Annotated in this window: 22 protein-coding genes and 1 pseudogene; 8 read left to right on the forward strand and 15 right to left on the reverse strand. The window is 66.1% G+C overall.

Translation table 11 applies throughout. From position 1 onward, the window contains the following. Window positions 1–13 precede the first annotated feature (13 nt). The 3 genes from QTH97_RS23200 (at window position 14) to QTH97_RS23210 (ending at window position 2,890) form a co-directional block, all read left to right on the forward strand. The gene (locus QTH97_RS23200) at window positions 14–1,039 is read left to right on the forward strand and encodes a LacI family DNA-binding transcriptional regulator (protein WP_286570826.1); all 1,026 of its coding nucleotides are present in this window, start codon (window positions 14–16) and stop codon (window positions 1,037–1,039) included. Between the two features lie 142 nt (window positions 1,040–1,181). After that, window positions 1,182–2,198 carry a DUF3616 domain-containing protein gene (locus tag QTH97_RS23205; protein WP_286570827.1) on the forward strand — a complete coding sequence of 339 codons (1,017 nt, stop codon included), beginning with the start codon at window positions 1,182–1,184 and terminating at the stop codon, window positions 2,196–2,198. 17 nt (window positions 2,199–2,215) lie between these two features. After that, the gene (locus QTH97_RS23210) at window positions 2,216–2,890 is read left to right on the forward strand and encodes a glycoside hydrolase family 25 protein (protein WP_286570828.1); all 675 of its coding nucleotides are present in this window, start codon (window positions 2,216–2,218) and stop codon (window positions 2,888–2,890) included. Window positions 2,891–2,918: 28 nt separating this feature from the next. Here QTH97_RS23210 and QTH97_RS23215 read toward each other — a convergent pair whose 3' ends face one another. Genes QTH97_RS23215 through QTH97_RS23235 form a run of 5 tightly spaced genes read right to left on the reverse strand, consistent with a single transcriptional unit; the run spans window position 2,919 to window position 6,776 of the window. Next, complete coding sequence (locus tag QTH97_RS23215) at window positions 2,919–3,698, reverse strand: cyclase family protein (protein ID WP_286570829.1); 780 nt, start codon at window positions 3,696–3,698, stop codon at window positions 2,919–2,921. Between the two features lie 46 nt (window positions 3,699–3,744). Beyond that, window positions 3,745–4,146, reverse strand: a complete 402-nt coding sequence (locus tag QTH97_RS23220) for a RidA family protein (protein WP_286570830.1) — start codon at window positions 4,144–4,146, stop codon at window positions 3,745–3,747. After that, the gene (locus tag QTH97_RS23225) at window positions 4,143–5,132 is read right to left on the reverse strand and encodes a Bug family tripartite tricarboxylate transporter substrate binding protein (RefSeq protein WP_286570831.1); all 990 of its coding nucleotides are present in this window, start codon (window positions 5,130–5,132) and stop codon (window positions 4,143–4,145) included. Before QTH97_RS23225 ends, QTH97_RS23220 begins: the two co-directional genes overlap by 4 nt. A gap of 10 nt (window positions 5,133–5,142) precedes the next feature. Then, window positions 5,143–5,634 carry a hypothetical protein gene (locus QTH97_RS23230; protein WP_286570832.1) on the reverse strand — a complete coding sequence of 164 codons (492 nt, stop codon included), beginning with the start codon at window positions 5,632–5,634 and terminating at the stop codon, window positions 5,143–5,145. A 5-nt stretch (window positions 5,635–5,639) separates the two neighbouring features. Beyond that, complete coding sequence (locus tag QTH97_RS23235) at window positions 5,640–6,776, reverse strand: aminotransferase class V-fold PLP-dependent enzyme (RefSeq protein ID WP_286570833.1); 1,137 nt, start codon at window positions 6,774–6,776, stop codon at window positions 5,640–5,642. A gap of 35 nt (window positions 6,777–6,811) precedes the next feature. On the opposite strand from QTH97_RS23235, the gene QTH97_RS23240 reads away from it, so the two are divergent. The 3 genes from QTH97_RS23240 (at window position 6,812) to amaB (ending at window position 10,424) form a co-directional block, all read left to right on the forward strand. Further along, window positions 6,812–7,504, forward strand: a complete 693-nt coding sequence (locus QTH97_RS23240) for a Crp/Fnr family transcriptional regulator (protein ID WP_286570834.1) — start codon at window positions 6,812–6,814, stop codon at window positions 7,502–7,504. Between the two features lie 221 nt (window positions 7,505–7,725). Next, window positions 7,726–8,922 (forward strand): saccharopine dehydrogenase family protein, encoded by a 1,197-nt coding sequence (locus QTH97_RS23245; RefSeq protein WP_286570835.1) that lies wholly within the window; start codon window positions 7,726–7,728, stop codon window positions 8,920–8,922. After that, window positions 8,919–10,424, forward strand: a complete 1,506-nt coding sequence (amaB, locus tag QTH97_RS23250; RefSeq protein WP_286570836.1) for an L-piperidine-6-carboxylate dehydrogenase — start codon at window positions 8,919–8,921, stop codon at window positions 10,422–10,424. Before QTH97_RS23245 ends, amaB begins: the two co-directional genes overlap by 4 nt. 8 nt (window positions 10,425–10,432) lie before the next feature. On the opposite strand, the gene amrS is transcribed toward amaB, so the two are convergent. Continuing rightward, window positions 10,433–11,512, reverse strand: a complete 1,080-nt coding sequence (gene amrS, locus QTH97_RS23255) for an AmmeMemoRadiSam system radical SAM enzyme (RefSeq protein WP_286570837.1) — start codon at window positions 11,510–11,512, stop codon at window positions 10,433–10,435. Beyond that, window positions 11,509–12,312 carry an AmmeMemoRadiSam system protein B gene (gene amrB, locus QTH97_RS23260; protein WP_286570838.1) on the reverse strand — a complete coding sequence of 268 codons (804 nt, stop codon included), beginning with the start codon at window positions 12,310–12,312 and terminating at the stop codon, window positions 11,509–11,511. Before amrB ends, amrS begins: the two co-directional genes overlap by 4 nt. A gap of 89 nt (window positions 12,313–12,401) precedes the next feature. Here amrB and QTH97_RS23265 point away from each other — a divergent pair, with 89 nt between their 5' ends. After that, entirely contained in the window at window positions 12,402–12,608 is a 207-nt protein-coding gene (locus QTH97_RS23265) for a DUF6494 family protein (protein WP_286570839.1), read from the forward strand. Between the two features lie 30 nt (window positions 12,609–12,638). Here the strand turns inward: QTH97_RS23265 and QTH97_RS23270 are convergent, their stop codons facing one another. The 5 genes from QTH97_RS23270 to QTH97_RS23290 form a co-directional block, all read right to left on the reverse strand. Continuing rightward, entirely contained in the window at window positions 12,639–13,094 is a 456-nt protein-coding gene (locus tag QTH97_RS23270; protein WP_286570840.1) for an Lrp/AsnC family transcriptional regulator, read from the reverse strand. A 12-nt stretch (window positions 13,095–13,106) separates the two neighbouring features. Next, complete coding sequence (locus QTH97_RS23275) at window positions 13,107–13,565, reverse strand: RidA family protein (RefSeq protein ID WP_286570841.1); 459 nt, start codon at window positions 13,563–13,565, stop codon at window positions 13,107–13,109. A gap of 14 nt (window positions 13,566–13,579) precedes the next feature. After that, window positions 13,580–14,530, reverse strand: coding sequence for a transglutaminase family protein (locus QTH97_RS23280; RefSeq protein WP_286570842.1), 951 nt, complete (start codon window positions 14,528–14,530; stop codon window positions 13,580–13,582). Between the two features lie 108 nt (window positions 14,531–14,638). After that, window positions 14,639–17,335 (reverse strand): circularly permuted type 2 ATP-grasp protein, encoded by a 2,697-nt coding sequence (locus tag QTH97_RS23285; RefSeq protein WP_286570843.1) that lies wholly within the window; start codon window positions 17,333–17,335, stop codon window positions 14,639–14,641. A 133-nt stretch (window positions 17,336–17,468) separates the two neighbouring features. Then, complete coding sequence (locus QTH97_RS23290) at window positions 17,469–20,963, reverse strand: transglutaminase family protein (protein WP_286570844.1); 3,495 nt, start codon at window positions 20,961–20,963, stop codon at window positions 17,469–17,471. Window positions 20,964–21,127: 164 nt separating this feature from the next. On the opposite strand from QTH97_RS23290, the gene QTH97_RS23295 reads away from it, so the two are divergent. Then, a complete protein-coding gene (locus QTH97_RS23295; RefSeq protein ID WP_286570845.1) occupies window positions 21,128–21,937 on the forward strand; it encodes a DUF4131 domain-containing protein in 810 nt (269 codons plus the stop codon). 93 nt (window positions 21,938–22,030) lie between these two features. On the opposite strand, the gene QTH97_RS23300 is transcribed toward QTH97_RS23295, so the two are convergent. From QTH97_RS23300 to QTH97_RS23305, 3 genes and pseudogenes are all read right to left on the reverse strand, one after another. Continuing rightward, window positions 22,031–22,576, reverse strand: a complete 546-nt coding sequence (locus tag QTH97_RS23300; protein ID WP_286570846.1) for a hypothetical protein — start codon at window positions 22,574–22,576, stop codon at window positions 22,031–22,033. A gap of 111 nt (window positions 22,577–22,687) precedes the next feature. Beyond that, window positions 22,688–23,122 (reverse strand): annotated as a pseudogene (locus tag QTH97_RS37020) (TniQ family protein); the annotation flags it as partial. Window positions 23,123–23,286: 164 nt separating this feature from the next. Continuing rightward, on the reverse strand, window positions 23,287–23,533 hold a 247-nt coding region (locus tag QTH97_RS23305; RefSeq protein ID WP_286570847.1), incomplete at its 5' end, for a hypothetical protein.

Raw genomic sequence — 23,533 nt, forward strand, 5'->3', positions numbered from 1 at the left:
CGTCAGGGCTCCCATGCAGCGGCAGGGTCGCGCAACCATCGCGGACGTGGCCAAGGCGGCCGGCGTGTCGAAGGCCACGGTCTCGCGATTCCTCAACCACCGCGAACGCCTGCTGAGCCCCGACATCGCAGCCCGCGTGGAAGCCGCGGTGGCCGAACTGGCCTACACGCCGAGTCCCATGGCGCAGGCGTTGAGCCACGGCCGCTCGCGCCTGATCGGCCTGATCGTGGCCGACATCACCAACCCCTATTCGGTCGCCGTACTTCGCGGCGCCGAGAAGGCCTGCCAGGATGCCGGCTACCTGGTCATGCTGTTCAACCTCGGCAACGACATCGACCGCGAGCGCGAGGCCATCGACGCGCTCGCCGGCTACCAGGTCGACGGCTTCATCCTCAACACGCTGGGACGTGGTGCAGGCCTTGTCGATGCCGACGCCTTGCACGGCAAGCCGGCCGTGCTGGTGGACCGCAGGCACGCCGGCATGCACACCGACTTCGTCTCGCTGGACAACGTGGCCGCGATGAAGATGGCCTGCGGGCATCTCGTCGAAGGCGGTTATCGAGAACTGCTCTACATCACCGAGCCGCTGAAGGGCGTGAGCTCGCGGCGCGAACGCGCGGCGGCCTTCGGCGCGTGCATGGCCGCGCACGAGCCGCGCGTGGCGGGCGAGGTTTTCGAATGCACGGGGGACGATGGCGATGCCCTCGAGGCCGCATTGGGTGCCTTGCGCAAGCGTGCCAGGCGCGGCCGCCGCGTCGCCGTCCTGGCGGGCAATGCGGTGGTCACGCTGCGCGTGGCCGCGGCCATGGCGCGGATGGGGCTGGGCTTTGGTACGGATGTCGGCTTCGTCGGCTTCGACGATGCCGAATGGGCCCCGTTGATCGGTCCCGGACTGAGCGCCGTCGCGCAGCCGACCGACGCCATCGGGCGCGCCGCGGCCACCTGCCTCATCGAGCGCCTGCGCGGCCTCGAAGGACCTGCGCGGCAGTTGTTGCTGCCGGGCGAACTGGTGGTTCGCGGATCGTCGGCTGGGGCTTGATCGGTCCGCAACGGCCTGATCGCCTCTCCCTCATTGGGCGGATGCGCTTCAGCACGGATGGCGCGCACACTCTCTCTGCCCTGCAGACTTCTGTTTCGTGACGAGCACGCCCCGCATGAGGCGGCTTGCGAGGAGCATCGACATGACTGTGCCCCGACGTCCCTGGAAACCGTGCGCCGTAATGCTCGCGCTGGCCTGCGTCGCGATCCGGCCCGGCATCGCGGCAGAAACCGTCTACGAGGGCATCTGCGACGCGTCCGCGGCGATTGCGATCGGCAAGAACCATTTTGTGGTGGGCGAGGACGAGCGCAACGTTTTCCACGTCTACCGTTTCGGCGAGTCGGACTCCAAGGCCCAGATCGACCTGACCAGCTACCTCCGTGGCGCCGACAAGAAGGAATCGGATGTCGAGGGTGCAGCCCGCGTCGGAAATCGCATCTACTGGATTGCATCGCATGGCAGGGACAAGAAGGCGAAGGTCGAGCCCAGCCGGCTGCGCTTCTTCGCGACAAGCATCGACGAGACAGGCGATGTACCGACTGTCAAGGCGGTCTCGACGCCGCCCTACACGAAGCTGCTGGATTTCATCGGCGCGGACCCACGCTTCGCGGTGCTCAAGGATGCGTCCCAGTTCGCGCCGAAGAGCGGGGAGGGCCTCAATATCGAAGGCCTTGCCGCGACCCCTGACGGACGCCTGCTGATCGGATTCCGGAACCCGAGGCCGAAGGGGAAGGCACTGGTCCTGCCGCTCCTCAACCCGGCCGCGGTGATCGATTCGGCCGCTGATCCGCAGTTCGGAGACCTGATCGCTCTCGACCTGGGAAGGCGCGGGATTCGAAGCATCGAGTGGGTGGATGGCGGCTACGTGATCGTTGCCGGTGCGCATGACGATCGCTCCCTCAATCCCAAGGCACTGGATTTCAGGCTCTATCGCTGGGCGGGCCCCGGATCGAAGCCTGTCAAGGCGAAGAGCCTTGGATTCGGTCTGAACCCGGAAGCTCTCTTCGAGGTGAAGGGAGAGACACCGGGGACGGTGTACGTGCTGAGCGACGACGGAGAGGTTTCCGCCGGAGGCGAGAAGTGCAAGGACGCGCCGGGCGGCAAGAAGCACTTCCGCGCGATGGCCGTTGGACTGCAGGCCTCATCTTCCAAACATTGAACGCGTGAAGGATCCCCATGCCCACAGGTGAATTCGATCGTCCATGGACCAACCCCGACACTGCATTGGTCATCGATGCTTTTGCGGACAACACCATCGTCTGGGACAAGCTTCAGACTGAAAGGCGCGTGGTCGCCATCATCCACAAGTCCACGATCGGCACGACGCGCATCGACAGCGGTTATTTCGCGCGAAAGGCCGAGGCGAAGCAGCGCGGCTACCTGTGGGGGTCGTATCACTGGGGCCTGACCGGGGAGCCCGAGGCACAGGCCGACCACTACATCGACACCGTCAAGCCGGAAGCGGGCGAACTGATCTCGCTCGACCTGGAGGATGCCACCTCCGACGAACTCATGGATGCGGCCGAGGCCTTGCGGTTCATCAAGCGAGTGAAGGAGCGCACGGGCCGCTTTCCGGTCCTCTACACCAATCACGCGAGCGCCAAGCTCATCTCCGCGAACTTCAGGAACACCGATTTCGCCAGGACACCGTTGTGGTACGCGCGCTTCCGCAGTTCGGTCAGTGACTTCCCGACCGGCGTCTGGCCGACCTATTCCCTCTGGCAGTTCTCGAGCGAGATCCTGGTGCAATTGCCCATCCCCGGAACGAGGCCGGACATCGACGTCAACGTCTTCAATGGGACCATCGCCCAACTGAAGGCGAAATGGCCGCTGACCAGCAGCAGTGCCTGAGCCGCCTGAGGGCTTGATCGCTCGGTTGTCAACCTTCGACGAGTGCCAGTACCCGGAGCGGGCTGCCGGAACCCTGCTGAATCTTCAGCGGTGCGGACACGATCAGTGCGCCCGTGGGTGGAAGCTGGTCGAGGTTCTTCAGGCATTGCAGGCCGTACCGGTTGGCGCCGTGCATGAGTGTGTGGCAGGGGTAGGCCAGTGGCCAGGCATAGGACTGCCCGGCGTCGGTGTTGATCGTCTCGACGCCGAAGCCATGCACCTTGCGCTCATGGATGAGCCACTCCACCGCTGCCTGCGTGGGGCCCGGCGTATGGGCGCCGTCTTCGCGCATGTTCACGAAGGCCGCCGGGTCGCCGAGGCGCTTGGACCAGTCGGTGCGCAGGAACACCCAGGCGCCTTCGGGGATTCGGCCGTGTTGCGCTTCCCAGGCCTGCAGGAACTCGACGGTGAGCAGCCAGTCAGCGTCCTGCGCCACTTCGGCGCTCGCATCCACCACCACCGCCGGCGCAATGAAGTTGTCGGGCGCAATGGTGTCGACGGTGTTGCGAGGGTGGTCTTTGCCGGTCACCCAGTGTGCCGGCGCGTCGAAATGCGTGCCGGTGTGTTCGCCGCACGAGAAGTTGTTCCAGTACCAGCCGGGCCCGGCTTCGTCGTAGTGCGAGATGCGTTCCATCTTGAACGGGGAGACCTGGCCGAACTGTGGCGGCAGTTGCAGGGCAGGGAAGTCCTCGCTCAAGGTGTGTGTGAGGTCGATCGCGCGAACCGAACCGTTGCGCAGGGATTGGGCGAGTTGCGTGAGGATGGTCATCAAAAGATCCAATCGAGAAAAGACGATTCACAAACCCCTGCGCGGCTCAGATCTGCCGCCGCGCGGTCACTTCGAGTTCGACCTTGGCGCCTTCCACGGCCAACGCGCTGCACAGCGTGGTGTTGGCCGGGCGGTTGGCATTGAAGCGGCGGCGGAGCACTTCGCTGACGGCGATCACGTCGGCGCGGTCCGGAACGTAGACGCGTACACGGACCACGTCGGCGAGGCTCGAGCGCGCTTGCGAGAGCGCGGCTTCGATCGTGTCGAGCGCGACCTCGCATTGCTGCTGCGCCGTGGCCGGAAACTCACCGGTGGCGAAGACCTGGCCCAAGGTGCCGGAGACGAAGACCCACTCGCCGTCGACCACGGCGCGCGAGTAGCCGGCCAGCTCTTCCCAGCGCGATCCGCTCTGGATGAATTCGCGTCCCATGCGTATCTCGGTGTTCATTGCGCCTTGAAGCCCGATTCCCGGATCACCTTGCTCCAGTTGCGATTGGCATCGATCACCCACTGTCCGACTTCCTTCGACGAGGCGGCCGTGACCTCGTTGCCCATCTTCGCAAGGCGCTCCTGGAGGTCGGGCTGCGCCAGCGCCGTCTTCATCGCGAGGTCGAACTGGTCGACGAAATCCGGAGGCATCCCTTTCGGTCCGAAGAAGGCCAGCCACGGGTTCTTGTCGATTCCGCTGAAGCCCAGCTCCTGGAAGGTGGGGATCTCAGGTGCGGTCTTGCTGCGCTCCTGGCCCGAGCTGCCCAGGATGCGGACCTTGCCGGCGCGGTGGTATTCGATCAGCTCCGTCATCGAGGCGATGCCGATCGGAATCTGTCCTGCGAGCAGGTCCTGCACCATGGGAGCGCCGCCCTTGTAGGGCACCGAGTTCATCGTCACGCCGAAGGACTTGCCGATGACGTGGCCGATGAACTGCGGAACGCTGCCGGCGGCGGGAATTCCATAGTTCGCTTCGTTCGGATGCGCCTTCACCCATGTGCCGAGCTCGGCCATGGTCTTCACGCCGGTGGCGGCGCTGACGGCGAGCACGTTGTAGTAGCTCGCCACGCCTGCCAGGGCGGTGAAGTCGGCCACCGGATCGTAGCCGGCAGCGGCGATGGTCAGGGGAATGATCACCTGCGTGTGGTCGATCGACAGCATGATGGTCGAGCCGTCCGCGGGTGCCGCCTTGAGCAGCTGTGCGGCGATCTGCCCTCCGGCGCCCGGCTTGTTGTCGACGACGAACACCTGGCCGCTCATGGTCTTGCCCAGCTTGTCGATCACGGCGCGCGCGACCACGTCCGTGGCGCCGCCCGGCGGAAAGCCGACCAGCACGCGGATGGGCCCGGTGTAGGCCTTGGTGCTGGCGTTGGCGCTCCAAGGCGACGAGAGCGCCGGAGCAAGCAAGGCTGCCGCGAATGCCTGGCCGAAATGGCGTCGATTCATGATCTCTTCCTCATCGTGGTTTCAAAGAACTGGCGAGTGGCGTGGTGCGCGGCGATGCGGTCTGAAGGTCGAGGCGGGCCTGGATCAGCAGCACTTCTACTTCATGGCAATGCACGAGGCGCAGCCATCGGGCGTTGTCCATGTCGGGCGTGCGCGTCGCGAGCAGGCTGATGCGGCATGACTCGTCGGCGCCGTCCGCCGCGGCGAGGGGTTCGACCACCGCGCTGATGCGAGGGCTCAGCACGTCGGGCGTGCCGCCGACGTAGTAGACCACGGTCATGCGTGCCTCGTCCATCACGGGACGCACATAGCCCGGCTGATCATCAAACAGCGAATGGCCGCGCACGACGCCATCGCCAACGGCTTCCGTCTGCCAGCATCCCAGCGCCCAACGCCCGAGTTGCAGGCCATCGGCAAGGAAGGCCAGGGCCCGCTGCGCAGACACCCGGCATTCGGCCGAGGCGCAATGCGAGCTGGGGGTGTCCTCGGTGGGGTTTCGCATGGGCATCATCGCGTCAGACGCGCGAGTTCGCGCAAGGCGCCCACGACGTCGTCAGCGGTGTTGTAGAAGTGCGGCGCGACACGGATGACGTCGTTGCGTGCAGAGACCACATAGCCGGCCTGCAGCATCTGTGCCTCCACCTGCGCCGCATTGGGGATGCGGATGGCCGTGTTGGCGCCCTTGGCGGATGGGGCGGTCGGGCTTGCAATCGAAAGGCCGAGGCGCGCCGCTTCCTCTATGGCGACCGCCGAAAGCCGAGTCAGATAGGCCTCGATCGCCGGTATGCCGATCTCGTTCAGCAGGCTCATGCTGGCGCGGGCCACGCTGGCGCACATCATGGGCGGTGTGCCCGTATTGAAGCGGGTCGCTCCCGCCGCGAAATCGAGGTTGGCGGGGTTGAACTCGAACGGGTTCACGCGGCCGAACCAGCCGGTGACCGTGGGCGTCAGCCGCCTCGCGAGGTCGGGGCGCACATACAGGAAGGCGATGCCAGGAATGCCCAGCAGATATTTCTGTGCGCCGCTCGCGAGGATGTCGACGGCCTGTTCGCGAACATCGATCGCGATGGAGCCGGCGGATTGATAGGCATCGACGAACTGGATGGCGCCGCGTTCGCGCGATGCCCGGCCGGTGGCGTCGATGTCGACGATCTGGCCGTCATAGAAACAGGCATGCGAAACGGACACCAGGGCCGTCTGTGCATCGATGGTGTCTACGATGCGGTTCGTCGTGCCCGTGTCGCCGGCCTCCGCCTGCACGAAGCGAACCTGCGCGCCGCGGGGCTGCTGAGCCAGCCAGACATGGCAGATCGACGGGAAGTCCAGCGTGGTCGTGACGATGCCGCGGCGATCCGCTTCGAAGCGGAGCGCCGAGGCAATGCTGGAAGCCGCGTCCGACACGCTCCCTAGCATCGCGATGTCATCCACATCGGCATGGATCATGCGAGCGAACTCCGCGCGCGCCAGGTCGACCTGCTCCATCCAGTAGCCCCAGTCGGCGCCGCGCCTCACCCAGGCATCGAGGTAGTCGTCGATGGCCTGCCGCACGGGCAGACTGAGCGCGCTCTGCGAGCAACTGGAGAGCTGGACCGCGTTGTCCAGGATAGGGAAGAGCTTGCGGTACGCAGAGAATGGATGATTCATGAAATCGCCTTGCGCAACGACAAGGCCTTGAGACGATGAACAAGAACGGAGACACGGCGACGTCCCCCTCGGCATGGATCGAGGTGCCGCACTTCGCCTGGAAGACGCTGACGGCAGGCGGCGCGCCAACGGTGCGCTTCAGCAAGGGCCAGACCCTGTTTTCGCAGGGCGACCCGGTGAACCATGTGCTCGTCGTCGAGCACGGGCGCGTACGGCTGGTGCTGTTGTCGGAGTCCGGACACGAGAAGCACATGGCCATCGTCGGCACCCACGGGCTGGTCGGGGAATGCAGCGCCTTCCTGGACGGCCGCCATTCGGTGACTGCGGTGGCCTCGTCGGACGTGGTGGCACGGCAGGTCGAGCGGCAGCAATTGCTGCACTGCATCGAGCGCGACCCCGAGTGCCTGCGCCAGGTGCTCTGGCTGATGAACGTCAAGCTGCGCGTGCTCGCCCACCAGAACCTGCTCCTGAGCCAGGCCACTGCCGCCCAGCGGGTGATCCACCATCTGGTGCAACTGGCCGACACCTACGGCGAGGCGCACGCCGCGGGCGTTGCGATCCGCATTTCCTTCACGCACCAGGAGATGGCCAACATCGCCGGCCTGAGCCGCGTCATGACCTCGAACGTGCTGACCCAGCTTCAGGACCAGGGGATGATCGAGATGGTCAAGTCGCATTGCGTGATTCGGGATCCGGACGGATTGAGGCGGCGGGCGCTGGCTCTGTGATTCGGCGTTGCGACCCAGTTTAGGAACGCCCGGACGCACCGTATGTCAACGGCTTTACAACGCAGAAGATTTTTCTTGCCGCTGGCGCGCTGACCATTCGAGCGTTCGCCCCGTCATTTCGCCCAAACGCCGTGCGCATTCGACGCAATGCCGGCTTCCTCCTGCCAGCGGGCCCTTCTAGAGTTCCTTCAGTCCGGTGACCGAATACGAAGGAGTGCCCCATGAATCCGATCGACATCCGCAAGGTCCTCGTTCTGGGCGCTGGCAAGGTCGGCGGCACGGTCGCCGACATGGTGGCCGAGTACCACCGGCTGCCTGTCACGCTCGCAGACCGTGAGCTACGTCGGCACGAGCCCGGCGATCGACTGGTGCAGTGCATCATCGTCAATGTCGAGGACGACACCGCGCTCGCCGCCGCGATGCTGGGCCATGACGTCGTGATCAATGCGCTGCCTTTCTATCTCGCATCGAACGTCGCGGCGGCAGCCCGATCCCTCGGCGTGCACTACTTCGACCTGACGGAAGACGTCGCCGCCACAGCCGCCATCCGCGCCATGGCAGAGGGTTCCCCTACGGTGCTGATGCCGCAGAGCGGCCTTGCACCCGGCGTGATCGGGATGCTGGGAGGCCACCTTGCAAATCGCTTCGACGAGCTCTACGACCTTCACCTGCGTGTCGGCGCGCTTTCGCGCCACGCGACCAACGGACTGCGCTACAACTTCACATGGAGCATCGACGGCGTCATCAACGAGTACTGTCATCCGTGCGCGGCCATCGTGCAGGGCCATCCGGTGTCCGCGCAACCGCTCGAAGGACTCGAGACGCTGATGCTCGACGGGGAAAGTTTTGAGGCCTTCAACACCTCGGGCGGGCTTGGCACGCTCTGCGAGACGCTTGCGGGGCGTGTGCGGAACCTCGACTACAAGACCCTCCGCTACCCTGGTCACCGCGATGCCATGGCGTTGCTGCTGCACGACCTCCGCCTGATCGAGCGTCGCGATCTGCTGAGGCAGGTTCTCGACCACGCCGTGCCGCACAGCCGTGAAGACAAGGTGATCGTGTTCGCATCGGCTTCGGGATTGCGCCATGGCCGTTTCGAGCAGGAGACGCGCATGGCCCGCATCCACGGCGGCCGGCTGCGCGGCGTGGACCGTACCGCCATCGAGCTGGCGACGGCTGCCGGGGTCGTGGGCGTGTTCGAACTGCTGCGCAATGGGCAGTTGCCTGTGTGCGGCTTCGTCGGGCAGGAGCAGGTTGCGCTCGAAGCTTTCCTCGCTACGCGGGTCGGCAGTTGCTACGCGGGCCTGGGTGACGCAGGCGCCGGCGCCGAACACGCGAGTGCGCCTCGCGGCCAGACCTTCGCACATACTTGGCCGCCTCAGGCACGACGCCGGAACCGGAAGGAGCCACAAGCATGAGTGACGTACAAGCTGTTCTCGAACGCTGCGGAATCACCGCGCCGCAACTCTCGGGCGGCGCACTGCGCGTGCGCTCGGCCATCGACGGCGCCGATCTCGCGCACCTGCATGAGACGCCGGCCGCGTCGATGCCCGAGGTGGTCGCGCGTTCGCAGGCCGCATTTCGGCTCTGGCGCGAAGTGCCGGCGCCCTCGCGCGGCGAACTGGTGCGGCTCTGGGGCGAGGAACTGCGCAAGTCCAAGGTCGATATCGGCCAGGTCATCTCGCTCGAAGTCGGCAAGATCGCCCAGGAAGGGCTGGGCGAAGTGCAGGAGGGCGTGGACATCTGCGAATTCGCGCTCGGCCTGTCGCGGCAGCTCTACGGCAGGACCATCGTGTCGGAACGGCCGGGCCACCGGATCATGGAGCAGTACCACCCGCTGGGGCCGGTGGCGGTCATCACGGCATTCAACTTTCCGAGCGCGGTGTTCGCCTGGAATGCCGCCATCGCGCTGGTGTGCGGCGACCCCGTGATCTTCAAGCCGTCGGAGAAAGCGCCGCTGTCCGGCCTCGTGACCTTCAGGGCGCTGGAACGCGCGATCGCGCGCTTCGGACACGGCGCACCGCGGGGGCTCGCGCAGATCGTGATCGGTGGCGCGGCGCAGTCGCAGGCGCTGGTCGACAGCCCCGACATTCCGCTGGTGTCCGCGACCGGCTCCACGCGCATGGGCCGGGAGGTTGGTCCGCGTGTGGCGGCGCGATTCGGCCGGCGCATCCTCGAACTCGGCGGGAACAACGCGATGATCGTCACGCCGGCGGCCGATCTCGACATGGCCTTGCGGGCGATCCTGTTCAGTGCGGTGGGCACCGCTGGCCAACGCTGCACCTCGCTGCGCCGGCTCATCGTTCATCGCACGGTCAAGGAGGCCTTGGTGGCGAAGCTGCTGGCGGCCTACGAAAGCCTGCACATCGGTCATCCGCTGGAAGAGGGCACGCTGGTCGGCCCGCTGATCGACGAGGCCGCTTACGACGCCCTGCGGAATGCCGTCGCCGAAGTCGAGGCGCAGGGCGGCCGCATTCTCTTCGGCGGCGATCGCGTGCTGGCCGAGCGCTTCCCGAGGGCCTACTACGTGCGCCCCGCCATTGCCGACATGCCGGCGCAGACAGAGTTGGTCCGGCGCGAAACCTTCGGCCCGTTGCTCCATGTGCTGGCCTACGACGACCTCGATCAGGCGATTGCGATCCACAACGACGTTCCACAAGGCTTGTCGTCGTGCATCTTCTCGAACGACTTGCGCGAGGTCGAGCGATTCATCTCCGCGGCGGGCTCGGATTGCGGCATGGCCAACGTGAACATCGGTCCGAGTGGCGCAGAGATCGGCGGTGCATTCGGCGGCGAGAAGGAAACGGGCGGCGACCGCGAGAGCGGCTCGGACGCATGGAAGCAATACATGCGGCGCACGACGAACACCATCAACTTCTCGACCGAGCTGCCGCTGGCACAGGGCATCCGGTTCGGCTGAAGCAAGGACTACGCCGCGAGGCGCACCGGAATCCTCCGGCGGCCGAAGCCGCGTGCAAAGGCTTCGAATCTGCCCGCAATCCGTGTGCCGCAATGCGGGCATTCGCCGCTCGCGTCGAGCTGGCAATCGAGGACGAGATACCAGTCGCGCCGTACCAGCGCCGCGTGACAGACGGGGCAGAGGGTCGTTCCGCCTTCGACGTCATGCACGTTGCCGGTGTAGACGTGGTGCAGGCCGTTCCCGAGCGCGATGGCGCGCGCCCGCGTCAGCGTGGCTGGCGGCGTCGGCTCCACGTCCAGCATCCGGTAGTCCGGGTGGAAGGCGGTGAAGTGCAGCGGCACGTCGGGACCCAGGCGGTCGGCGATCCAGCGCGTCATCGCGTCGATCTCGGCGTCGCTGTCGTTGTGGCCGGGGATCAGAAGCGTCGTGATCTCGAACCAGCAATCGGTCTCGTGGCGAAGGTATTGCAGCGTGTCGAGCACGGGCGCAAGGTGCGCGCCGGTCTGTTGGAAATAGAAACTTTCGGTGAACCCTTTGAGGTCGACGTTGGCCGCGTCCATTCGGGCGTAGAACTCGCGACGGGGCGCGGCATGCATGTAGCCTGCCGTCACCGCGACGCTGTGCAGGCCGAGGGCGTGGCAGGCGTCGGCCGTATCCATCGCGTACTCTGCAAAGATCACGGGGTCGTTGTAGGTGAAGGCCACGCTCGAGGCGCCGCTCGCTCGCGCTGCCTCGGCGATGCGTTCAGGCGAGGCCGCGTCCGTCAGTCGGTCCGTCTCGCGGCTCTTCGAGATGTCCCAGTTCTGGCAGAACTTGCACGCGAGGTTGCAACCTGCCGTGCCGAAGCTCAGCACGCTGCTGCCGGGAAAGAAGTGATTGAGCGGCTTCTTCTCGATCGGGTCGATGCAGAAACCCGAACTGCGTCCGTAAGTCGTCAGCACCATCGCATCACCGACGCGCTGGCGCACGAAGCACATGCCGCGCTGGCCCTCGTGCAGGCGGCAGTCGCGTGGACACAGGTCGCACTGGATGCGGCCGTCGTCGAGCCGATGCCACCAGCGGCCGGCTGTTGCCTCGACGCTCGTCACGGCTGCTCCTCGAATGCGATGGCCCCGTAGCCGACGACGCGATCACGATCGCCCGCGGTATCGCCGGAGTTGCGCAGGTCGAGCAACCGCGGAACCAGCCCATGGCGGCGCGCAGCCCGGAGCGCGCCGTTGATGGCCGCCGAGCCGCAGGCCTCGTACGGCGAGAGATCGGCGTCGAATCCCAGGATGCGTTGCACCGTGGCGCGGTCGATGGCCCGCGCCTTTTCGTAAGTGAGGTAGTGCGACAGGTCGGAGCTGATCACCACCAACGTCTCAGGGCCGCCCCAGAGCCTCTCCAGCACCTGTGCCACGGCTTCCACGCTGGCATCGCCGACGACCAGCGGCACGAGCGCGAAGTGGCCGAGCACGCTTTGCAGGAAGGGCAGCTGGACTTCGAGCGAATGCTCTCGTTCGTGAGCGCGGTCGCTCCGGACCACTTGCGGCAGGTTGTCGAGATCGGCCAGCGCCGCGACGTCGACCGGGACGCGGCCGAGCGGCGTCTCGAAATTCTGTGCGCCGGGTGCGGCGAGGCCGGACACCCATTCGCGATGTGCCGGTCCGAGCAGTACGACGCGGCGGACGACCGGCTCGCGCCTGCGTTCGAGCAAGGCATAGGCGTGCGCCGCCACCGCGCCACAGTAGTCGTAGCCGGCGTGAGGGGAGATGATCAGCTTCGGGCGGCGCCGCGCAGCGTCGTCGACGACGACGCCATCAAGGCACTCCGCGACCTGCTTCCGCAGGGCGGCAGCTTGCGCGGGGTAGAACAGGCCATCGACAGCGGCATGGCGCACGGCAGGCATGGGGCAGGACTCCTGTCGTTGAATTTGAACCTTCCGAGGTCGAAAATCAATCCCGTCCCAGTAACGCAACGCAGTCTTTGGAGACCGCCATGAATGAAGAAGCCTTCAATCTCAGCGTCCGGAAATTCCTCAAAATGGTAGGCGTCAGTTCGCAGCGCGACATCGAGCAGGCAGTGGCGAAGGCGCTTGCGACGGGCGCCATCCAGGGTGACGCGAACCTGCCGGCTGCGATGACGCTGGAGATTCCGGCGCTGAACCTGAAAATCAAGTTCGATGGAGAGATCCGCCTGGACTGAGCCGGCACGCCTGCCGGCCGACAAGCCGATTCAAGCGGCGGGCGGTGGTGCGACGGCGGTGCGGCGGTCCACCTTGCGGCTGAGCACCACCGAGGTGTGCGTGTGCTGGATGCCCTCGATCAGGCCGATCCGGTCGAGCAGGGCGTCGAGCTGCTCGTTGGTCTCGCAGCGCAGGAACACCATGTAGTCGTACTGGCCGCTGACGGCACACAACTCCTCGACTTCGGGCAGGCGTTCGAGCGCACGGACGATAGCGCTGCCCATCTTGGGCGCGACGCTCAGGCCGCAGTAGGCGCGCACCGCAGCGTGTTCGAGTCGCTGTCCGAGGCGCACGCCGTAGCCGGCTATCACGCCATCGCGCTCCAGCCGCGCAATGCGGGCCACGACCGTGGTGCGGGCCACGCCCAGCTTGCGCGCCAGCAGCGCTGCGGACTCCCGTGCGTTCGCCTGGAGCAGGCTCAGCAAATGACGATCGGTGTCGTCCAACGAGGATGGGCCTCAATCCACTTCGGCGATCAGCTCGATCTCGACGCAGGCGCCCATCGGGACCTGCGCGACCCCGAAGGCGCTGCGAGCGTGCGCGCCTCTCTCGCTGCCGAACACTTCGGCGATCAGTTCGCTAGCGCCGTTGGTCACGAGGTGTTGCTCGGTGAAGGTGCCGACCGAGTTGACCAGGCTCATGAGCTTGACGATGCGCCGGACCTTGTTGAGGTCTCCGACGGCCGCGTGCAGGGTGCCCAGCAGGTCGATGGCAATCGCGCGTGCTGCCTGCTTGCCTTCGTCGGTGGACATCGTGGCGCCGAACTGGCCGACCCAGGGCTTGCCGTCCTTCCTGGCGATGTGGCCGGAGAGAAAGACCAGATTGCCGGTCTTGACGAAAGGCACGTAGGCCGCGGCCGGTATGGCGACAGGCGGCAGCGTGATGCCGAGGCTGGAAAGCTTGTCATAGACGCTCATGAAGGCTCCTTGTTCTAGGTTTGCGATTGCGATTGCGATTGCGATTGCGCGATGCGTGCCGCTTCCTCGCGCAGTTCTTCGAGCGGCCGCACCGTCACGCTCACGTCGAGCGTATGCCGGGCGCCGCCATGCAGCACGCCGCGCATGGGCGAAACATCGGAATAGTCGCGCCCGATGGCGAGCGTCACATAGTCCTCGCCCGGCTGGCGCCCATTGGTCGGATCGAAGTCGGCCCACGCGCCGGGGCCATCTGCTCCGGGCAGGTACACCGACACCCATGCATGCGAGGCGTCGGCGCCGATGAGACGCGGCCGTCCGGGCGGGGGCTGCGTCAGCAGGTAGCCGCTGACGTAGCGCGCCGGCAGACCCATGGTGCGCAGGCACGCGATCATGATGTGGGCGAAGTCCTGGCAGACGCCCCGGCGCTGGGCCAAGGCTTCGATGGCCGGCGTGCTGATCTCGGTGCTGTCGGAGTCGTATTCGAAGTCGCGGTACATGCGCAGCGTGAGATCCATCGCGACATCGAAAGCCGGCCTGCCGGGCGCGAAGCTCGGCCGCGCGTAAGCCGCGAAGTCGTCGTGCCGCGGCACGTAGCGCGAAGGGAAGACGAAGTCCGAGGCCGCGTCGAAGGCCGAATCCTTGACGTAGCGGAAGCGCTCGCGCACCTCTTCCCACGGCAGTTCGCGGTCAACGTCCGGCGAGAGGACGGGCGGGGAGGTATCGACCACGCTCTCGGCAGTGACGATGAGTTCCTCATGCGTCGATTCGAGCGCGAAGAAGGCGCGCGTGTTGCCGTAGACGTCCGGCGCCTCGCTGTGCTGGGCGGGCGTGGGGCTGATCGTCAGCGCGTGGCTCACCAGGCGCTGGGACAGCGTGTCCATCGGTTTCAGGTGCGCCAGGTGCTGCGCCGTCTCGACCGGCGGCGTGTAGTCGTAGCGCGTGGAATGGGTGACGTGGAGCAGCATGGCGTACAGCTTACAAGCAGCCGCCGCCGGGCCGCCCCAAGGCGAGCCGCGCCTGCCCCTCGGGGGGTGGCGAAGCACACGAAGTGGCAAGCCGGGGGGCGAACATTTCTAGGCTCCGACGGAGCGCACCGATTCGGAGGTGAGCGTGAAGTAGCGCGTTCCGATGGCATCCGACACATGGTAGGCGGCCGTCTCGCAGGCGGTGAACAGATTGACCAGCGCAGGGTGCTGCGCGTCAGTGTCGGTCTCGCACAGGTGCTCCAGCGTCCACGTGTCCGGATCGGGCAACTCGTGGGAGAGGGCCGTGAGCTTGCCCGGCGCGCTGCCCGCCAGCCGCGCGATGCGCTTGCGCAGCGTCTGCGTGACCCAGGCGAGGGACCGCGGGTTGTCGCCGTCGAGCACCAGCAGGTCGACCAGGGTCGCGACGTCGCGACGCTGCTGGTAGCGTGCGTGGAAGGTGATCGTGCTGTCGAACAGCGCCACCATCGCCTCGAATCCGCTCACCTCGTGCACCGAGCCGTGCTCGAAGCCGGCCGCCAGCGCGCTGGAGAGGAATCCCAGGCGCTCGATGTGCCGGCCGATGGACAGCAGGCGCCACGCGTCGTCGCGCGTCATGCGATCGGTCTGGGCGCCGGTCATCGCGGCCAGCGCGGTACTCGCGGATTCGAGCAGACGCAGCGCGGCGCCGGTGGCGTAGCCGCCTTCGCCTTTTTCGCTTGCCTGCTCGGCGCTGCGGCGCAGGAAGTCGGTCTCGGCGCGCACGATCTGGTTCCAGTGGTCCTGCGACAAACGCTCGCGCACCGCGGCGGCGGACTGGCGGACGCAGCGCAGGCTGTAGCCCACGCTACCCCCCTGCTCGACGTCGCCAAGTTCCGCGATCAGTGCACGCTCGAACACGCGGCGGGACTTGGGCAGGCTCGGCACCTCGGGTGAAACCAGCGCGTTGCGCAGCGCGAGCTGATGCAGCCAGACCAGCAGGGCGCGCGAGGACTGGTCTTCGCCGCCCAGCAGGTCGATGGTGAGGCGCGCCAAGCGCACGGCGTTCTCCGCGCGCTCGGTGTAGCGGCCCAGCCAGAACATGTTTTCCGCTGCGCGGCTGGTGACCGGTGCGCGATGCCGTGCCAAGGAGGCCGGCGTCGCATGCGGCTGCAGCAGCGTGGTGCGATCGACCTCGCCGTGGGTCCGCACCCAGACATCGGCGCTGCTGCCGCCGCGCTGCATCGAGGCAATCTGCGCGTCGGGTCCGACCAGCCGGGCGAGCCCGCCAGGGAGAACTCGCCACGAACGCGGCCCGTCGCTCACGGCGAACACACGCAAGAGCACCGAGCGCGGGGCGAGGTGTCCGCGGCCCAGGTCCTGCGTCCAGGTCGGCATCTGCGACAGCGGCAGATAGCTCTGCACGGTGTGCTCGTCGCCCTGGCGCACGATGCGGCCGGCCCATTCGTCCAGTTCGCGCCGGCCCATGTGGCGGCCCAGCACGGCGTCGAAGCTGGTGTGCGAATCGTCGCCGGGATACGTGGACTTGATGGCGCAGTCCGCCAGTTGAGGCAGAACAGCCTCCATGGCGGCACGTTCGCCGCACCACCAGGTCGGCAGTGCGGGCAGCCGCAGCTTCTCGCCGATGAGGCGCCGCGCCAGCGCGGGCAGGAAGCCGAGCAGCGCCGGCGATTCAAGGAAGGCCGAGCCGGGCATGTTGGCCACCAGCACGTTGCCTGCGCGAATGGCCTGCAGCAGTCCCGGCACGCCGAGCGTGGAATCGGGCCGAAGCTCCAGCGGGTCGAGGTACTGGTCGTCCAGCCGCTTGATCAGGCCGTGCACCGGCCGCAGGCCCTGCAGTGTCTTGAGGTAGAGGCGCTGGTCGCGCACCGTCAGGTCGTTGCCCTCGACCAGCGTGACGCCGAGATAGCGTGCGAGGTACGCATGCTCGAAGTAGGTTTCGTTGTACGGGCCAGGCGTGAGCAGGGCGATGTGCGGCGGCTGCCCGGCCGGGCACATGTTCTGCAGCCCTTCCATCATCGCGTTGTAGGTGGCGGCGAGGCGTTGCACATGCAGGTTCTCGAAGGCCTGCGGAAACTGCCGCGCGATGGCGAGGCGGTTTTCGAGCAGGTAGCCCAGCCCCGAAGGCGCCTGCGTCCGCTGCGAGATGACCCACCAGTTGCCGTCGGGCCCGCGCGCAAGATCGAAGGCCGCGATGTGCAGCCATGTGTCGCCGGGCGGCTGGACGCCATGCATCGCGCGCAGGTAGCCTGAATGACCCTGCACCAGCGCCGGCGGCAACAGGCCTTCGGCCAGCAGTTGTTGCGGGCCGTAGACGTCGGCCATCACGCGGTCGAGCACGCGCACGCGCTGCTGTACGCCGGCTTCGATCTGCGCCCAGCTTTCGGGCGAGACGATCAGGGGGAACAGGTCGAGCGACCACGGCCGCTGCGGGCCATCGGCATCGGCATAGACGTTGTAGGTGACGCCGTTGTCGCGGATCTGGCGTTCCAGGCTGATCGCGCGCCGCGGAAGATCGTCGAAGCCGCCGGCGCCCAGGTGTTCGAAGAAGCCCGCCCACGAGGGGGAGAGGGGGGCATGCTCGCGTGGCCCGCCCGCGTCAGGATCGGGAGCGGGTGCCGCAGGCGGCACCGAGGTTGCGTCGTAGAGCGGGGCAGGTTGCGACGGCACGCCGAGGCGCGATGTGCTCTCGGGCGTGGCAGCGCCGCGCAATTCGTCGAAATGGCCGGGCGCGGCAGGGGGAGCGAGCGCCGACGCGAGTGCTGCGGGTGCTTCCAGCGCCTGCGCGTCGAAGAGGGATTCGTTCATTGGGTCCACGGTGCGTCGATTGTCACACTGCTGAAGCAAGACTCTCCCAGGTTGGCTCACTCGCGTAGCTGCCCACCCCTTGCCGGAGGCAATACAGCGGCCGGCCAAGGCCGGTCCCGCTGCATTCCTGGCCCTAGCGTCGCAGGTCGAGCGTGAAGGGGAATTCGCGGCTTCCGGCCAACTCGATGGTCGCCGGCGGCGTGCTCATCAGGCCCGGCGTGTGCCCCATGCGCGAGAAGCGCGAATGGCGCCGGCTCTCGGCCTCGTAGGCATTCACCGGGAAGGTGTCGTAGTTGCGACCGCCCGGGTGCGCGACGAAGTACTGGCAGCCGCCGAGCGAGCGCTTCATCCAGGTGTCCACCAGGTCGAAGGTGAGCGGCGCATGGGCGCCGATGCTCGGGTGCAGGGCGGAAGGCGGATTCCAGGCCTTGTAGCGCACGCCGGCCACGAACTCGCCCACCGTGCCGGTGGGCTGCAGCGGCAGCACCATGCCATTGACCGTGATGACGTGCCGGCTTTCGTTCAGGCCGGTGACGCGCACCTCGATACGTTCGAGGGAGGAGTCGACATAGCGCACGGTGCCGCCGGCCGAGCCTTCCTCGCCCATCACGTGCCACGGCTCGAGTGCATTGCGCAGCGACAGCTCGATGCCCATCGCCTGCACCTGTCCCACCAGAGGGAAGCGGAACTCGAAATGCGGTGCGAACCAGTTCGGATCGAAGGCGAAGCCGGCCTGGCGCATTTCGCTGATGACATCGTCGAAGTCCATCTTCACGAAGGTCGGCAGCAGGAAGCGGTCGTGCAGTTCGGTGCCCCAGCGGGTGGCTGGCGCCTTGTAAGGATCGTCCCAGAAGCGTGCGATGAAGGCGCGCAGCAGCAGTTGCTGCGCGATGCTCATGCGGGCGTGCGGCGGCATCTCGAAGGCGCGCAACTCCAGCAGGCCGAGGCGGCCAGTGCTGGAGTCGGGCGAGTAGAGCTTGTCGATGCAGAACTCGCTGCGGTGGGTGTTGCCGGTGACGTCGATCAAGATGTTGCGCAGCGTGCGGTCCACGAGCCATGCCGGCATGTTTTGGCCGTAGATCTCGCGGTTGCGGGCGATTTCCTTGAGCGCGATCTCCAGTTCGTAGACCTGGTCGTTTCGCGCCTCGTCCACGCGCGGCGCCTGGCTCGTCGGGCCGATGAACATGCCCGAGAAGAGATAGCTCAGCGAGGGATGGTTGTGCCAGTACAGCAGGAGGCTCGCGAGCAGTTCCGGCCGCCGCAGGAAGGGGCTGTCGGTCGTCACGGCGCCGCCGAGCACGAAGTGATTGCCGCCGCCCGTGCCGGTGTGACGGCCGTCGGTCATGAACTTCTCGGCCGACAGGCGCGTCTCGAAGGCGGCGTTGTAGAGAAACTCGGTGTGATCGACCAGTTCGCGCCAGTTGTGCGCAGGGTGGATGTTGACTTCGATCACGCCAGGGTCCGGCGTCACCTGCAGCATCTTGAGGCGCGGATCACGTGGTGGCGGGTAGCCTTCCATGACGATCTGCACCCCCAACTGTTCGGCAGTGGCCTCGACCGCGGCGACGAGATCAAGGTAGTCCTCCAGCCGCGCGAGGGGAGGCATGAAGACATAGAGCACACCCGAGGCGGCGCCGACCTTTTCCGCGGCCGGCCCGTTGGCGCGGCGCGGGTCGCGCACTTCGACGCACAACGCGGTGCGCGTGACCCAGTGGGCCGATTCGCCACGCCGTGGCTGGCGGGGCGTGGTGGGGTCCGATGCCACATTCTTCGCGTCGCCCGCATCTCCACCCGGCGTCTGCAGGCGCAGGGCGGCGGGCGCCGCCTGTGGCGATCCGAAGGCATAGGGCACCGCGCTTCGATCGGCCTGAGGACCGGTCGGCGGACCCGCATAGCGGGCACGGTAATCCGCGCCCGTCGGCAGGCCGTCGCGCGGCGCGGTTGGGTCGCGTTCGACCAGGTAGGGGTAGTCACCCTTGCTCGCCCAGGGCTGCGAATCGAGAGGAAGGCGGTAGCCCATCGGCGAATCGCCGGGAATCAGGTACATGCGGTCGTCGCGCAGGAACCAGGGGCCGGTCTTCCAGCCGGGGCCTTCCAGCGCGGGCGCATCGGTGTCGGCATTCGCGGCCTCGATGGGCAGCATGTAGCCGATCACGGCGTCGAGCTTCTGGGTGAACACGCGGCGCAGGCGCACCCGCTCCATCTCGTCGTCGAGCTTCGATTCGAAGGGGTCGACGTTGACAGGCAGACGGCGTTCGCGCCAGAGGTAGTAGTAGACGTCCTCGTAGCCTGGCTGGATGTAGCGCTCGGTCAGGCCGAGGCGGTGCGCCAGCAGGGTGGTGAAGCGGCGCGCGTCCTCGCTGGTGTAGTGGGTGGGATTGCGCTCGTCGGCGAAGAGCGCGGGGTCGTGCCACAGCTTCTCGCCATCGGCACGCCAGAAGATCGACAGTGCCCAGCGCGGCAACTGCTCGCCCGGATACCACTTGCCCTGCCCGAAGTGCAGGAAGCCGCCCTGGCCGTACTCCGCACGCAACTTGTGCACGAGTTCGGTGGCATAGCCGCGCTTGGTGGGGCCGAGTGCGTCGGTGTTCCATTCCGGCGCGTCGCGATCGCTGGTGGCCACGTAGGTCGGCTCGCCGCCCATCGTGAGGCGTACGTCGCCGGCCTTCAGGCGTTTGTCGACCGCATCGCCGAGCGCGAGGACTTCGGCCCATTGCTCTTCGGTATAGGGCTTGGTGACACGCGGCGACTCATGGATGCGCGTGACCTTCATCTCATGGCCGAACTCGACTTCGGCATCGTCCACCACGCCTTCGATCGGGGCTGCGCTCGATGGCGTCGGCGTGCAGGCGAGCGGGATGTGGCCCTCGCCGGCCAGCAGGCCGGAGGTGGCGTCGAGCCCGATCCAGCCCGCGCCGGGCAGGAAGACTTCGCACCAGGCGTGCAGGTCGGTGAAGTCCACGGTGGTGCCGCTCGGGCCGTCGAGCGCCTTGACGTCGGGCGTGAGTTGGATGAGGTAGCCCGACACGAAGCGCGCCGCCAGACCGCAGTGGCGCAACAGTTGCACCAGCAGCCAGCCGGAGTCGCGGCAGGAGCCGGAACCGTTGGAGAGCGTTTCCTCCGGCGTCTGCACGCCTGGCTCCATGCGGATCAGGTAGTTGACGTCCTTCTGCACCTGCTGGTTGATGCCGACCAGGAAGTCGATGGTCCGTTGTTCCTTGCGGTCGATCTTTTTCAGATAGGCCTGCACCAGCGGCGTGGCTTCATCGGCCACGAGGTAGGGCGCCAGTTCCTGCGCCTGCGCCTCGGTGTACTTGAAGGGGAAGTTCTCGGCTTGCGGCTCGAGGAAAAAGTCGAAGGGGTTGTAGACCGCCATCTCGACGACGAGGTCGACCGTGACCTTGAACTCGCGCGTCTTCTCGGGAAACACCAGCCGGGCGAGGTAGTTCGCGAACGGATCCTGCTGCCAGTTGACGAAATGCTGCTCGGGCTCGACGCGCAGCGAATAGGAGATCACGTTACTTCGGCAATGCGGTGCGGGACGCAGGCGGATCACCTGAGGCCCTAGTTGCACCGGACGGTCGTACTTGTAGTGAGTGACGTGGTGGAGGGCGGCGTGGATTGACATTGTTTCTCAGTGCGTCGAGCGTGCCTCGGGTGAGACGCATACTAGCCGACACAGCAAGCAATTAGCGCGCCACAGAGCGGCGTTCAGGGAGTGATTTGCATGCAATGGGGAGTTGTCTCGTGATGCCGGGCGGGAAAGCGCGCGGCTTGGTGGTTTTCGCCGCAATGGCGGGCTCGGTTCTGGGCGTCGTGCTTCAGTTGCAGCAATCGGCGCTGTGGAACTGGGCGGCCTATGCAGGCCTCGTGGCCGGTGCACTGGCCGGCTGGTTCGTGCAGCATGCGTTGCGAAGCCCGGTTCGTGGATTCTTGCCGATGGCTTTGCTCCTCGGTGCGATTGGCGGCGCCGGGCTCGCAGGCTTGCGGGCCACGGCCTATGCCGACGGGGCGCTGTCCCCGGCGCTCGAAGGGCAGGATGTGCAAGTGGTCGGGGTGGTCGCGCAGATGCCCCAGCGCGGCGAGGGGATGGTGCGCTTCACATTCGAGGTCGAATCGGCCGAGCCCCCGAACGTGCCCAGGCGCATTTCGCTGGGTTGGTACGCAGAAGGCTCGGGGCCTTGGGGGCGAGCCGGTGCGGTCGACGCACCTGGCCCGGTGCACGCCGGCGAACGCTGGCGCATGACCGTGCGGCTCAGGGCGCCGCACGGCAACCTCAACCCGCACGGCTTCGACCAGGAATTGCGCCTGTGGGAGCAGGGCGTGCAAGCGACGGGCTATGTACGGACCGGCGCCCGGGACCCGCGCCCCGAACGCGTTGCCGTCACCTGGACACATCCGGTCGAGCGCCTGCGGGAGGCCGTTCGAGATGCCGTGTTGGAGCGCGTGACGGACCCGCGGCCGGCTGGCGTGATCGCCGCGCTGGTCACCGGCGACCAGAACGCGATCGATAGTCTCATCAAATTGAGTTCACAGCTGAGCATGTTGCACTCGCCGACGGACAAGTCGTGGGCCGGTCTTCAACCTCGAAATTGGGCTTAACGCTGCTGGAGGCGGGTTCTTGACGTCTATGAAATTGAGATTAACGCTGAATTGGCGAGCAAAGACGGCGCAGACCGGATCGACATGACAGGCTTACGCCCCCCTTGGTTTGATCTTCAGCACCTGCTTTGCGAGGGCTGGAAATCTCTCCGGATGGCTGGAGTAGGCAAGGTTTGCACCTGGAATGATGCGGAGCAAATTAGAGCGCGCAGGGCGCACGCCCATCCTCCTACATTCATCCAAAAGCTTCTTGAAAGCTTCGGCGTAGAGCTGGTCGCGACTTGCGATGGTTTCCCACCTTGCGACATCAAGTGAAGGTGGCGGGTTAGCTGCCGCCAACAAGAGTAGCGCCTGACGAATCACGTGTTTGAACGTTGAAACTGAACCTGACCTAGACGAATTCACATGACGTAGCCAATCCCAGGTCAATTCCGAATCCCGCATGCCAATAAGCTGCAAGTCCGCCCCGGCGACAGCGTTTGCCCACTGAACCAGCTTCGGATGATCGAGAGCGTTTGTGAACTTGAGCACTCCGGCGTCCGCGAGGCGCTGGCGGAACCCAGCATACGTGCCGTCCAAATGGCGCCCTTCCCCGACAGCGCGCAGGACGTCTAGCGATGCCTCCGTGATTGCCTTCACGAACGCGCTGGGTCGACTGACGCATGGCACGCCGCGAGCTTCGTGGGGAAGTATGTACTTGGCAGGTTTTTTTCCACAACGTAGGTCAGATATGCAAAGCGGTCCTTGGTGATCCGAACACAGAAGGGCACCGGGAAGGTTGTGCGAGAGGTGCCAGAAGCTTTCACCGAGACGAGAGTATTCGTCTCGTGCACATGCTGGACAGAACCTGCAAAACGGGACGTACTGAAGGATTTGAAGCGCGCGGCTTAGGATGAGGCCGTGGATTTGTGCGGCATCGATAACGGCTTGCGCGTCTACGGCCGGGCGGAACGCGACAGCGTAGCCTAAATGGGTGTGCTGTCTTAGACTCGCTTCTGGAGAGAGACCAAGCAGTCGTGCCATCGTAGGGACCTGCGCGATCTGAAACATGTGATTGACGTCAAGCCTCCCATCAGACGTGGACCACAGCAATCGATAAACTGGAATCCCGAAGCGTATCGATGTGCGCACCAATGCGCTAACCATCAATTCGTCGTGGTATGGACGTTGAAATAGATACTTCACTAGCCCGCCAGCTGAACTGATGGAAGTTGGAGCACGCTAACTACACCGAATGAAATCGTTTCATCCGGTCCCCCGGAGCCTCTCGGCTAACTTGCAGCCTTGTGAGCAACCCTCCTGCTGGCCGCTGCCACTTTTTGGTGAGTCTGCTGCGGCGCACCGTCGCGTCAACTCTTTGTCACGGGCTTGGTCGACCTGCGCGTTTTGATCTCCTCAATGTCGCAATCAAATAGGTCGGGATAGAGGCCTCTTAGCATCGAATCATTCGTGCGAAGAGCAATCAGACCAAGATCAGTCATGACGCAATACTGTTCGGTTACGCAGAAAATCCGCCTGAGGGGTTTGTTGGCGACCATGGCCGCACGCCGGAGCGCCGGACAATTTGTATAGGGGCACCTGGCCGCCCTGAGAACA

It is taken from the genome of Variovorax gracilis (assembly GCF_030317115.1).
GTDB lineage: Bacteria > Pseudomonadota > Gammaproteobacteria > Burkholderiales > Burkholderiaceae_C > Variovorax > Variovorax gracilis.